Here is a 12720-nt window from a genome sequence, read left to right on the forward strand (position 1 = left end):
AAAAGCACAATTGTGCTTTTTCTATATATTATTTATTTTCTTTGCGTTTTCCATAAGCAACAAAGCATGCTCCTGCAACAAGCAAGGCGCCAACAATAGGTAGGAGATTTTGTGGCGTGACTCCTGTTGAAGGAAGTGATTTGGAATCCTTTTCCCCAAGAGCAAACAGTGAGAAGGATGCTGTTTCAAAGATAACATCATTTTCCGATGCCATCCACGCTAGTGACTCGAAGCCTTCTTGCGTTTCATGGAATACATTAAGGATGCTGCGATCCATTGGTTTCTGAGGTTCAATCGAAACCGTAACTGGATTTTTGGGTTGGACAGGTTTGCCATCATGCATGAGCGTAATGTCATATCCTACCGTATTTTTTAACCCTTCAACTTTAAGGTTATCCTTAACATCTACATTTAATGTTGTATTTTCTGGGAGATCACCTTCCGTATAGGTAATCGCCACTTTTGATGCTTCATCCACAAGTGTTTGTGTTTGTGGTGTAGTAGGTTTTTCTTCTGGTGTTGTCGGTTTTTCTTCCGGTGCTGTAACTGTCACCGTTTCAAGGCTAATATTTTGTGACACACCATTTGTATTTGCTGTATTTACAGTAATAGTTGTCTTTCCGTTATCAATCACGGCTTCACCATTACCAGCAACAAGTTTATAAGTTCCGTCTAAAACAAAGCTTACAGAAGCTTGTTTATGCGTTGGATCTTGAACTGCAAAGTCGAGACCTTTACGCATCACAATCATCTTATTGCTTGTGCTTAAATCTTCAACGCTGTGTTTTGTTTCATCAAAGAATGCATATCCAACCATGTCTAAAGCGTTTTGACGTACTGCATGAACGCCATCTTCCTGTGCAAGAATTTCTACAGGATTTGCTTTCGCATATGCTTCCGTTTCTGCAGCGGATGCATTTGGTAAGATTGCATAAGCATATTGACTTGTTTCATTACCATCGTGCTCATACGTTACGGTTGCGAATTGGCGTGTAACTTCTTTGTCGGCATTACCGGTTGTTTTATTGCGTACATATGAGTATTTTTGGGTATTACTTGAGGTATTAACGGTTACATCTTGATCCCCTAAGAATACATAACCTGTATCTTTATTGACACCATCTGTACCCATAGCTAACCATTTAAGTCCTTTTTGAACTCCATTTTCCAGCGTTTTCACACCTTCTGAAGTTTCGCCTTTAAGGTTGATTACATCGTCTTCGTTAAACATACGATTTTCCACAGTTGTTGTGAGGTCACGTTGTTTTATATCATGAATGTTTGAACCCAATGCGATAATTTCATCATCAAACATAAACCATGATTTGTTTGCTTCTGCATTTTTGTAGACAACGAAGCTTTCAGGCAATTCACCCTTTTGAGCATCAGCGTATGCCTCATCATCACCTAATTGCATTGCGGATGCGCCATAGATACCCATCTTCACATCACCTGAGTAATCATTTGTACCCAATGGGAAGTAAACATATTTATTTTGAGTAATTGATCCTGCTTCAAAGCCTTCTGCAAGGTCATAGAAGTCTTTTCCATAGAGTTCTGGAATGGTTTGACGTTGTTCATTTACCGTTGTGATACCTGGTAATTTATTGTGGTCAACAGTCGCAAAGAAGTTAATTCCGTGCATTGCGGTTTGATCATTACCACTTTGATATAAGTAGTAAGCGCCATCACCTTGATACCAAGAACGTAAGTTCTCACCACTCATGTATTCATATTTTGAAATACGGTTTGAACTTCTTGAGAGTGCAAAGGCATAACCATCACGTGTATGAATGGCTTTGTCCATTAAATTGAACGCATAGTGATCTGATGTTTCTAAAGGATTTACTGCTTCAATTGCACTGTTATTGATGATTGCTTCATATGCTGCAATGTTTTGAATTGATACAAAACTTGCAGGATTAATGGTTGAACGAATATTTTGTTTCAAATATTTGATATAACTTTGAAGTTTAAGCTGTTCTGCTTGTGGTAAACTTTGGGATAATTGTACAAAGGCTTCGATAACACTTGAAGCATCACCATAACCCGATCCAGTTCGTGACACAGCACGACCCTTCACAATTTCCATCATATACCCTTCAAACATTACAGGGGCAAAACCACGATAAATCCATTCTTGAACTGTATCTAATAAGGTATCATTTTGCCATTGTGTTCCATCTAATACTGTAACAAGTTGGGCAATACGTCCTAACAATACTTTTCCATATGACCCTGTATAAGCAACCGTTGAGTGTTGAACAAACGATCCATCTTCATAGAATCCATCGGTAACACCGTGTTGCAAGTTACTTGGGTCAATTGTGCTGAATACAGTCATTGAGTTTTCAACTGCTTTACTGATTCGTGCTTCATCTTCAAGCACAGCACCTTGAAGAATGCGATTAAATGTAATGTCAGTGAGGTTTGCTCCTGTATGTTGGCGAGCATCAAGGTTTACATCACCAATTGTTGGATCGCCAGGTTTCGCATCACCACGAATATAGGAATCCATAACTGTTACTGATTCTTGAATAAAACCTGGGTACTCTTTTTCAATTTCATTGCTGAGTAGGAACATAATATTTGATAAACTTTGGGGAACACCAATTTCCCAACTATACCAGTTACCGTAGTAGCCGGTATCCATCTTATTGAAATAGTTATCACCTAACCATTTAACACCTTCTAATACAGCCTTCAACGCTTCGGGGGATTCATAAAGCGTGTTCTCATTACCTGGCATTGCGTATGCAAGTGCAATGGCATTGAGTTGTTGGTAGGATTTGTGAAGGTTTGATGATAAATCGTGATCCGTTTTACCTTCACCATTACGATTATCTAAAATAAGTCCTTCAAAATATTCATTATCTTTAGCGCGAATTGCGTCCATGGCTTTTTGACCATTCGTATGGACCGCTTTAACTTTTTTCTGATTAATTGCATCGTTATTAATAGCTTCATTACCTAATAAGTACTCACGATAATTACTTTTCACCTTTTCAATATCGTCATGATCCGCCATAACGTTGCGAACCCCAACCATTGAGATTGATAAAATTAACGTCATTAAAAATGTGAATACTGTTCTCATATTCTTCTTCATTTTCGTCTCCATTCAAATTTATATAATAGTTCTAAACCGGTTTACATTGGAATTATATGTTAACGGTTACATTGTGTCAACACCTTTTGTAAAATTAGGTGAACCGGTTTTGTGAAAATCTGTTTATTTCATACGAGTACGCTTATCGTAAAGAAGATTATGATAAACTTAGTAATATAGAACATGTCATACAATCCTAGAAATCAATTGCATTGACACGATTTAGGGACAAGCGTATAATGAACAGTGTTCAGTAATGAGGTGATTCGATGAAAAAAGCAGTTATTACAAAGGATGCGCTCCTTGAAGTCGCAAAGGAAATTGTATTTAATGAGGGCTTGGATAAATTAAATATGCGGAATTTAGCCCAAAAAGCTCAGGTTTCAATTGGCTCTGTCTATAATTATTTCCCTTCCAAAAACGATCTCGTCTTTGGCGTCATTGAAGATTTTTGGAAACAAGTTTTTTATGAAGATATTTGTAAAGTTGACACAAATATTCATTTTGTAGCGTTTATCGAACAGATTTATGATCGATTACGGCATCATATCGATGATTTCAATTCATTATTTATGAGTCATATTGAGATTATGAATCAAGAAGATAAAATGAAAGGTCATCATGTTGGGATGCAATATGTTGATCATATCCGCAACGGCCTTGCGCTTGTGCTTGAACAAGATACAACCGTTAAACCCGATGCATTTACAGAGTCATTTACTCGTGATGGATTAATGGATTTTGTCTTTCTTCATGTTTTCATCTCATTACGTAAAGGAAGTCCTAATATTGACTTCCTTGCCGAAGTATTGAAACGACTCTTATATGAGTAGAAAGAGGTTACTATGAAAAAAATGATCAATACATCATTCGCTTATTTGATTGCTGGACTTATTGGTGGTGTATTCTACCGTGAATTCACCAAATTCCAAGGTTTTACTGATTTTACCCGTCTTAGTTTGATTCACCCACACTTATTGGTATTAGGGATGTTTGGATCGCTGATTATTGCTTTATTCTTTATTAAGTTTGATTTAGCAAAACATCCTAAATGGAATCGTTTCTACCTTACTTATAATCTTGGTGTGATTCTTACAACGGTTATGTTGCTTGTTCGCGGCCTTACTGAAGTTTTAAATCTTTCCTTATCTTCAGGTATGTCTGCAGCCATCTCTGGATTATCCGGAGTAAGTCATATTATTTTAACGATTGGACTCATGTTCCTCTTCACGATTTTACGTCAGGAAGCTGAATAATTAACCCAACCAAAAAAAAACCTACATCCTGTGCCATGTTCCACAGAATGTAGGTTTTTTATTGTTTTTGTTCTTCGAGATATCCAGCAAAAACCGTTTCAACAATATCTAAACTTGCACTGCCTAAATCCAAGATTAATTTATGGAAGGCTTTCTCATCAAACGCATCACCCAAGGCCGTTTGAGCGCGTTCTTTCATGCTTTGAATGGACATGGCACCAAAGTAATAGCTCCAAATGTTACCGGGTTCTAAGACAATTTGTCGGTATATTTGATCACGTTCTTCCTCACTGTTTTGAACATAAACACTGTCGAAATACGCACCCATTGCTTCACGGTCCCAATCGTTATAATGGACCCCAATATCCACTTCAAGAAAAATGAGATACATCGATTCATACAGATCTCGAATATAGTCATCGTAGCCATCCGGTCCATCTAAATAACGGATGGAAAGCTGTTCAACATACTGTGCCCACCCTTCGGTCATGGCATTATTACGAATATATAGTCGGATTGGATGCATTCCCTTTATGGTTCGCATATATTGAGCTTGGTACATATGTCCTGGAATGGACTCATGTGCAAAGGTGGTAAAGTTTGCGGGATCAAAATCATCATTAATGTAGATCCGTTGCGTATAATCGACTGCACTATCAATAGGTGGCACGTAATAAAAGGCAGGATTAGAAACGGCTGTAAGCGATGCATCAATTTTATTCACTTCATAGGGAATGGTGCCCAGTTCTGGGAAATCACGTTGACTTTTCAAGTATAAGTCATCAATCAAAGCGTAGGCATCTGCATACTGTGGGCTTTGACGCGTGCGTTCATAATCTTGATAAATCTGTAATTGGTCGCTGTTTTCCACATCTTGAAGGCGTTTATATACTTCAATTCTACGGTTACTGATCCACATTTGAAATTCTGGAATGGTTAAATTACGTCCACTTAAGGATGGAATGAGTGTTTCATAATACGCCTTACCCTGGTCTACATGAGCCAGTCCCCGATTTTCACGTGTTTTGACTGTTTTTAAATCCTTAGCCAACTGAATGAAGGCATCGTGATAATCTTCTTGTATAAAGCGTTTATTCTCTTCGATATAAAATTGTTTTTTTGAATCTTTAATAAAATCAGCGGCATTAATTTTATCCTCAAAACCTTTAATTAAAAAGAACGATTCCAACTGAGATTGTTCAATCATCACTGCAGCAAATGCACTGAGGTTTTCATGTTCATACTCTGTTAACATTTCCGTTTTATTATAAAAAGCAATGGATTCTTTAAAATACGGCGGAATGGATTGTAATAACGAACGATAACCCAAAACGTCTTTCTCGGTTCGAAATGTATATCCTTCTAGAAATTGCGGAATGGCATCCAATTCAGGATCTACTTGGAACTGGAACGGTTGATAACCGGAAGTCATTCGTTCTAATTCATATAATAATACCTTCTTATCAATGATTTGTTGATCTGATAAGGTTCTATCTTTGAATTTGCGAATGTTTTTCTCAATATCTTTAATTAAATCTTTAGACATCTCAAAATCTTCTTCGCTACCCAAACGGAATTGGTAGTGCTCAACATCCACGTCATAATCTTCAGGGTGTTCCAACAGATAGTTACTTGATGGATCTGTAGATCCAATCAATGACACTAAAGCGGTATCTAATGCACTCTCAAAACCTTTGTTCGAGCCATCATCACTGGGTGATTTTGAAAATTGGCATCCAAACAAACTGATAAGTATGATTAGTATTGTTAGTGTTTTCTTCATAAACTATCCTACCCTATTTAACGCGTCGATCCACACATCGATTGCATCCATCACCATATCCTTTTTTTGACTTTGTAATATATTATGACCTACCCCTTCAATAATTTTCAATGCATTTGCACTGTTTTGAGTAGATTGGAAGAATGTTTTTGACGATTCTAAAGGCACAATTGAATCGCAATCGCCGTGAAAAATCAAACACGGACATGCATAGGCCGCTGCTCTCGCTTGAAATACGGTCGGAGCATGTACGAGTGTCTCTGTCACAAAAGAGCGCGTAACACGCTTAAAAGGCGCTTTAGAAAGAGCGTGTTCAATCATGCTTAGCTGCCAAATATCATCTTGAATTAACGTCGAAAACAACGCCATCACTGAAAGTGAGGGTTGGGTTAAATCCTGCCATGCTTCTTGAATGCATAATCCCGGTGCTAGCAATACTTGTCCGTCAATATTGTGGCCATAGTCAAGCCCATAAAGTGCGGTAACCAAGCCACCTAAACTAAATCCCATCGTAATTATTGGACAATCATGACCCAATGTTTTTGAATAAGACACAACTGCATCCAAGTCCAAGATTAAATCACGATAATCCTTGAGATCTCCAAGGGGTGCACGGGTTCCACCGTGACTGCGGAGATCATACCGTACAACCGTATAACCACGTTGGTTCAACCCCTGCGCAATCGAGTTATAATAGACAATTTGTTCTAAAAATCCATGACTGATAATAATGATTCCTTTAGGGTTTCCAATATCATTAACGGAAACCTTTAAGGCTACATCATCATAGGATTTAATAAATAATTGCATAAGCCACCTCAAATTCACTATGTTATCTTAATCATATGGGAAATCATGACAAAAGTATAGGAAAAACAGAACAAATTAAGCGATTTATGAAATATAAGTGGATAACAGATTAGATATGACGAACCCTTATTGAATATATGGTATACTTTCAATATCGTTTAGAAATATGAGGTAATTGTATGAATGAAATAATTCCAACCTTCTTTTTATATTGGGTTATCTATGGCGTTATTGGATGGATTATGGAAACCATTTACTGCTCTGTTCCCGCTGGTAAATTTGTGGAACGCGGATTTTTAAATGGCCCTATCGTTCCCATCTATGGTTTTGGTGCCCTCTTTGTGTTAAGCGTTTTAAAGCCTTTCTTTTATAGTCCCTTACTGGTATTTATTCTTGGGTTCTTCCTTACGAGCATTCTTGAGTATATTACGAGTTATATTATGGAAAAAGCCTTTGGCATGCGTTGGTGGGATTACTCACATTATAAATTTAATATCAAAGGGCGTGTTTGCTTACTTAACAGTACTATGTTTGGTGTGTTATGTGTTGTCCTTGTAGAGTGGATCCATCCGATTGTCGTCAAAACAGTCAGTCGTTTTACACCAACAACACAGATGATTGTTGCGGCAATTCTCGGTGTTATTATCCTTGTTGACTTTATTGTATCCGTTGCTTCTGTATTGAACTTGAAGAAACGTCTCAAATCACTTGAATCTCTTCATACCGAAATGGCAGAACTCATTCAAAACTTTAATGAGAAGAACAATCAACGTAAAGATGAAATTAAGGTTCGCATTGCGGAACTTAAAGAAGAATATAAATTTACAGAACGTCGCTTACTCCGATCTTTTCCAACAATGAAAGCTGAACAATTCAGTGAATTTTTGGATGATGTGAAAGCATCGGCTCGTTTAAAACGTCGTAAGCATAAAAAAGATTAAAAAAAGCACCTTGAAATCCAAGGTGTTTTTTTTACGATTTAATTTTTGAAACCAAGGTAACCATGCGTGGATAATAGATTGTGGCAAGAACCGCTGCCAATAACCCCTGAAAAACATCGCCTTTAAAAGCAATCAGCATTGCACCCCAACTTTGGGCAATCCATGCAGCTAGAAATCCATACATCACCATCATCCATAATCCTGCCAAACCGAAAGCAATCCATCGTTTTGAGGTTTCCAATGTATTTCGAAGCAAATATAAAATTACAACTTCGCCAGCTTTTATTAAAAGTGTAAACGGTGCATAGAATGCATAACCTGCCGCAAGATCTGCAAGGGCACTTCCCACCCCAGCTGCAAACAGTGCATATGGAAATGGTAATATCGCAACTGAAATCATAATTACAAAATCTCCCAGATTGAGATAACCTCCCGTTGCGGAAGGAATTTTAATCATCATTGTAACGACGGTAATCAATGCCGTCATCATGGCTGAAAGAACCATCCATTTTAGTGGTTTCGATTTTTCCATAATTTCCTCCTCATTGACGTTATTATATCATGATGTAATCCGAGGCTAGCGCCAATTATACGGCAACGATGCCAGCTTCGCTTCAACACGATTTTTGATGCATGTTTCAATCAAAGTATTTGTATAAAGCCCTGTGCGGTTGTCCTTACCCGCTACGGGCATTGTTGCCCCAACATAAAACCCACTAGCAATGGCTTCAAGATAACCATCTATCCCCGCAATTTGTCCTACCGCAAAGCAGTCTTCACGATTTAGAAGGTTTAAATGCGGTCCTACTTCCAATAGGTATGTATTGCGATGAACCACGCCATAACGTCGAATAACTACCGGTTTCATTGGAAAGATGATCTTCATCATTGCACGTTGTTTCGACCACACAAGCCGCGTGCAACTGTTTTGAAGCGCACCATTGCTTCGAATTGGCCACACATACCCAGTTTTATGTTTGATTAATACGTGCTCGATAAAGGACTCAGCACCCTGATGGGCATAGTGTTCTAAGGTGTGAGTTGTATCAATATCTTTTTCATGGGGTAACCTCGGTACACATTGTGCACATCTCAAAAAAGTTATCAGTCTTTGAAGTTGTTTGTCATCTAGAGCTACGAAGTCGCACTGAACATCTACTACAATTTCCGGTTGACTCTGTTTTTCATAACAAACTCCCACATGGTCTAAAAGTGATACATCTGTATTGGGTCCGGTCGCAAGAATTGTTGGTCCTGGCGGTAACTGTGTTAAACGCACACGTTTTATCGTAATGCAGGGATGCGTTATAATCGCTTGATGCATCGCATGTGTTACACGTTTTACATCATAACAAAACCCTTTATTCTCATTTAAACGATAGGTTTGAATCAATGTCATCATTTTCGATTGGTGCATTATCAATTCATGCGACAGTTGGCGTTGTAGGGGTGTCTGTAAATAGGGATTAAACGGATCATCAAAATACGACACGCCACCCTGAAGGGCTACAATTTCCGCTAACAACCCGCTCTGATGGGCACCGTATTGCATTTTGGGTCGCATTTCATAAAGAACGACAGAGATACCACGTTCTGCAAGCTGATATGCAGCTTCGCAACCGGCAATACCACCACCGATAACATGTACTGTCATTGCATCACCTCATGCATACTTTACACCTTTTAAAAGCTTACAAATCTTAAAAATTATAAAAAAAAGAACTCTATCCGAGTTCTCCTTGGCAGGTTGATTCTTGCCAGTTAATATTACATTTTAGAATTTGATTCGGAGCTTCCATGTAATCTCCTTCGATGCGATCAATAAGAATTCGCGCTGCTTGACGCCCTTCGTCATAAGCAGGTTGAACAATCGTGGTCACTGAAGGTGATGCGACATTTGTCCATTCCGTATTATCAAAACCTAATAAACCAATTGTTGTTGGGATTAAATTGCGCAATTCTTTTAAACCCATGTAAACAATTGGGAGCAACCAACAGTTGGCCGCAAAAATCAATGTCTTTCGATTTAACTTAATATTATTACTGATAATCTCTGTAATCTCTGCTGGTGTCACGTTATCGGACACAATTTGCATGTTACATTCTTTACCATTTAGAGCTAAGGCATCAATAAATCCTTGCGAACGTTCTTGACGTGTCGAGAGAATGCTGGGATCGGCTGTCAGTAAAATAAATTCTTCATAGCCAAGCTTCATCATTTCTTCCGTTGCCTCTAAAACTGCTTCATAATTATTCGTTTTAACCCAGGGATTATTTTGTACATTCGTTTGCGAATCAATGAAGACAATCTCTTTATTTTGTGATCGTATTTTTTTAATCAGTTTATGGAAACTGGTTGTCGGTTGAACAATAAACCCGTCGACTCCCATCGCAAGCATGCGATTAACATAGTTTTCCTCATTCTCAAAATCGTAGTTTGTATTTCCTACGATAAGTTGATATTTGCCCTCTTTCGCAGCTTCATCAATTCCCTTAACAATTTGATTCGCGAAGGCATTGGTAATATCCCCAATAATTACCCCTATGAGTTTCATGCTTTTAGCGTTTAAAGAACGCGCAACAACACTGGGACTGTAATTGGTTTCTTGAATTACCTTTTCGATGCGTTCACGTGTTTCGGAACTCATCTTATCAAATTTTCCGTTCAAGAAGAATGAAATTGTGGTCTTGGAAGTACCAGCGAGTGAAGCGATTTCTTTAATCGTTAACTTCTTTTCTTGAGTCATCTTTAATTCCTTTCATCAACTTATTCACTTTTTACATCATAACGTACTTATTATATTACTAAGTAAACCGATTAACAAGTTGTAACCTTTGTGAATTATGCGCGTAGAACCTTTTGCCCAAGATCTTTCGAGCGCACAACACATTTCGCATGGAAGGGTTTTCCATTACAATAGAGGATTTTTTTACCATGCCATATTTCTTCATGAAGTACACAGATTTCAACGACATCATCACCTTGTTTAAAGGAATACGCGCAGCCGATGTCATCACTTAAGACCGTATCATTGTTTTGTAAAATGGTTTCTCGTTGTACATCCCATTTTGGATCCACAAATAAGGTCACATTGACGCAGCGATCCTCAAAGGTTTGTGTTTGAACTAACACCGGATGGGTGCTCTCTGAATTATAAGCATATGAAATTACATCCGAAGTTACTTGAATCGGTAGTGTACTGATAACCTTTAAGTGCGTTTGATCTTCGAACTCTATTATACCATCATGATACATCAATGTTTCATCGAGATGAAACTTCGTTGTAGCAACATGCGTTCCTTTGGCTTGAATGGCATCCACCACCATCCAAATTCCCGCATCCAGAACAATCACTTTACGCTGATGCACGTAGTTTTCAGCCACAACGGCGCCTTCATAGTAATGACACCCATCAACATGACGTACGTAATTCTTTAAAGGTTTATAAAAGGATGAATACGTCCATGATGTATCCGGTACTGCAGTAGGGTTTTGATCTAAAATCACAGTATTATGACTTTCCATGCCTTTTAAGTACATACGCTTTGGATTATCTTCACGATAGGTTAAACGGCCTGGGTCAACTAAAACGGGTTGACCTTTGAAGTACGTTGAAAGATGTAGATTATCGGCATGACCGTGTCCACTTCCGAGTGATCCATTTGTATACATCGTAAAATGCGCATCAGGACCCCAATCACTGCGTGTTGTAAAGATACCGCTATCTATTCCATCATAGTTTAACGACAATGGAACTTCCGTCTCTAATCCATCAAAAAAGTCTTGAGCTTCCATCCCATAGGCATAAGTAATTTCAAATTCAAGGATGGTTTCTGCTTTGGATTTATAAAGCGGATTAGCGAGCGCATAAGCACAAAATCCCATAACGCCGGCAAGCGGGGTGCGATCGGTATCACCGTAAGCGATAATATCATTTTGTGGCGTGGCTTGATAATACAGCGCATAAGCCATAGTATCTAAGACATTTCTAAACCATGCTTGATTTTGTACATAGGGCAAGGCCTTTAGTCCATAATTCAACACTTCAACATGGTACATAGTGGATTGTTCCCAATGCATTCCGTCGGGATAAACTTGGATTTCAAACTGTGTTTGAATTTCATCCTGAACCCACTGTTTAAAGTCTGAATCAGCATCCGCGCCAAGCCAGCCAAAATACTTCGCAAGGACACAAGTTTGAATGCTTCCCCAGTTACTGAGGGTATATTTCGTTAAGTAATGATTTTGTAGATACGCAGCTTGATCTGCGAGGCTCTTTTCAATGGCCAAAAAGGTATCTGCATCGAGCCGTCCATAGACATGCAGATAAGGAAGTAAATCCAACCAATTGTTCATGCGCATTGCTGTATCAAGTGTCCGTGTTGATGGGCCACTTTCTACCGGTGTATGTTTTTGGATCCAATCTAGAACCAATGCTTGCGCATGATTAAGATATTTGAGATCATCCGTTAAAATTGTTGCTTCGACTAGGGATGGTATGTAATCCATCCGGTTTAACATAAAAATCCACTCATCATCGCCATTTGGTGAAGTGGTCCATCCAAATGGATTTAAGGTGTATGGAGTCTTACATGGTTCCATATCCCAATCACGAGTGAATGTAAAGATATTCATCATTAGTTGATCTGCATATGCAACAACATCCCCTGTTTCAAAGTCATATTGTGACTTTAAGCGTTTTAGATCAAGTGTGCTTGATTTACGTTCAATTGTTTGATATAAATGACTCTTTACCATTTTACGTTCTCCTTATGAAAAAAAGAGAACTACTTAACGAAGTAGCTCTCTAAAGTTAAATA

Annotated in this window: 10 protein-coding genes; 3 read left to right on the plus strand and 7 right to left on the minus strand. The window is 38.3% G+C overall.

Annotation, left to right across the window (positions count from 1 at the left end; all coding sequences use genetic code 11):
• Positions 1 to 28 precede the first annotated feature (28 nt).
• Complete coding sequence (locus B096_RS0104625; protein WP_018579590.1) at positions 29 to 3109, minus strand: polysaccharide lyase family 8 super-sandwich domain-containing protein; 3081 nt, start codon at positions 3107 to 3109, stop codon at positions 29 to 31.
• Positions 3110 to 3378: 269 nt separating this feature from the next.
• Between B096_RS0104625 and B096_RS0104630 the strand changes: the two genes are divergently transcribed.
• On the plus strand, positions 3379 to 3942 hold the full coding sequence (locus B096_RS0104630; protein ID WP_018579591.1) for a TetR/AcrR family transcriptional regulator: 564 nt from the start codon (positions 3379 to 3381) through the stop codon (positions 3940 to 3942).
• A 12-nt stretch (positions 3943 to 3954) separates the two neighbouring features.
• Positions 3955 to 4365 (plus strand): DUF2871 domain-containing protein, encoded by a 411-nt coding sequence (locus B096_RS0104635; RefSeq protein ID WP_018579592.1) that lies wholly within the window; start codon positions 3955 to 3957, stop codon positions 4363 to 4365.
• Between the two features lie 58 nt (positions 4366 to 4423).
• On the opposite strand, the gene B096_RS0104640 is transcribed toward B096_RS0104635, so the two are convergent.
• Both B096_RS0104640 and B096_RS0104645 read right to left on the minus strand, forming a co-directional pair.
• On the minus strand, positions 4424 to 6148 hold the full coding sequence (locus B096_RS0104640; RefSeq protein WP_018579593.1) for a DUF885 domain-containing protein: 1725 nt from the start codon (positions 6146 to 6148) through the stop codon (positions 4424 to 4426).
• 3 nt (positions 6149 to 6151) lie between these two features.
• Positions 6152 to 6958 carry an alpha/beta hydrolase gene (locus B096_RS0104645; protein WP_018579594.1) on the minus strand — a complete coding sequence of 269 codons (807 nt, stop codon included), beginning with the start codon at positions 6956 to 6958 and terminating at the stop codon, positions 6152 to 6154.
• 179 nt (positions 6959 to 7137) lie between these two features.
• On the opposite strand from B096_RS0104645, the gene B096_RS0104650 reads away from it, so the two are divergent.
• Positions 7138 to 7899: a putative ABC transporter permease gene (locus B096_RS0104650; RefSeq protein ID WP_018579595.1), complete on the plus strand. Its 762-nt coding sequence runs from the start codon at positions 7138 to 7140 to the stop codon at positions 7897 to 7899.
• 31 nt (positions 7900 to 7930) lie between these two features.
• Here the strand turns inward: B096_RS0104650 and B096_RS0104655 are convergent, their stop codons facing one another.
• The 4 genes from B096_RS0104655 to B096_RS0104670 form a co-directional block, all read right to left on the minus strand.
• Positions 7931 to 8431, minus strand: coding sequence for an ECF transporter S component (locus tag B096_RS0104655; RefSeq protein ID WP_018579596.1), 501 nt, complete (start codon positions 8429 to 8431; stop codon positions 7931 to 7933).
• Between the two features lie 45 nt (positions 8432 to 8476).
• Positions 8477 to 9553 (minus strand): FAD-dependent oxidoreductase, encoded by a 1077-nt coding sequence (locus tag B096_RS0104660; RefSeq protein ID WP_018579597.1) that lies wholly within the window; start codon positions 9551 to 9553, stop codon positions 8477 to 8479.
• Positions 9554 to 9623: 70 nt separating this feature from the next.
• A complete protein-coding gene (locus B096_RS0104665; RefSeq protein WP_018579598.1) occupies positions 9624 to 10646 on the minus strand; it encodes a LacI family DNA-binding transcriptional regulator in 1023 nt (340 codons plus the stop codon).
• A 95-nt stretch (positions 10647 to 10741) separates the two neighbouring features.
• A complete protein-coding gene (locus tag B096_RS0104670) occupies positions 10742 to 12658 on the minus strand; it encodes a heparinase II/III domain-containing protein (protein ID WP_018579599.1) in 1917 nt (638 codons plus the stop codon).
• Positions 12659 to 12720 lie beyond the last annotated feature (62 nt).

The sequence above is a fragment of the Erysipelothrix tonsillarum DSM 14972 genome, assembly GCF_000373785.1.
GTDB lineage: Bacteria > Bacillota_I > Bacilli_A > Erysipelotrichales > Erysipelotrichaceae > Erysipelothrix > Erysipelothrix tonsillarum.

What these genes read in the sequence shown, in the direction of transcription:
- B096_RS0104625 (WP_018579590.1), bottom strand. Translation starts at nt 3,109, where the DNA reads ATGAAGAAGAATATGAGAACAGTATTCACATTTTTAATGACGTTAATT.
- B096_RS0104630 (WP_018579591.1), top strand. Translation starts at nt 3,379, where the DNA reads ATGAAAAAAGCAGTTATTACAAAGGATGCGCTCCTTGAAGTCGCAAAG.
- B096_RS0104635 (WP_018579592.1), top strand. Translation starts at nt 3,955, where the DNA reads ATGAAAAAAATGATCAATACATCATTCGCTTATTTGATTGCTGGACTT.
- B096_RS0104640 (WP_018579593.1), bottom strand. Translation starts at nt 6,148, where the DNA reads ATGAAGAAAACACTAACAATACTAATCATACTTATCAGTTTGTTTGGA.
- B096_RS0104645 (WP_018579594.1), bottom strand. Translation starts at nt 6,958, where the DNA reads ATGCAATTATTTATTAAATCCTATGATGATGTAGCCTTAAAGGTTTCC.
- B096_RS0104650 (WP_018579595.1), top strand. Translation starts at nt 7,138, where the DNA reads ATGAATGAAATAATTCCAACCTTCTTTTTATATTGGGTTATCTATGGC.
- B096_RS0104655 (WP_018579596.1), bottom strand. Translation starts at nt 8,431, where the DNA reads ATGGAAAAATCGAAACCACTAAAATGGATGGTTCTTTCAGCCATGATG.
- B096_RS0104660 (WP_018579597.1), bottom strand. Translation starts at nt 9,553, where the DNA reads ATGACAGTACATGTTATCGGTGGTGGTATTGCCGGTTGCGAAGCTGCA.
- B096_RS0104665 (WP_018579598.1), bottom strand. Translation starts at nt 10,646, where the DNA reads ATGACTCAAGAAAAGAAGTTAACGATTAAAGAAATCGCTTCACTCGCT.
- B096_RS0104670 (WP_018579599.1), bottom strand. Translation starts at nt 12,658, where the DNA reads ATGGTAAAGAGTCATTTATATCAAACAATTGAACGTAAATCAAGCACA.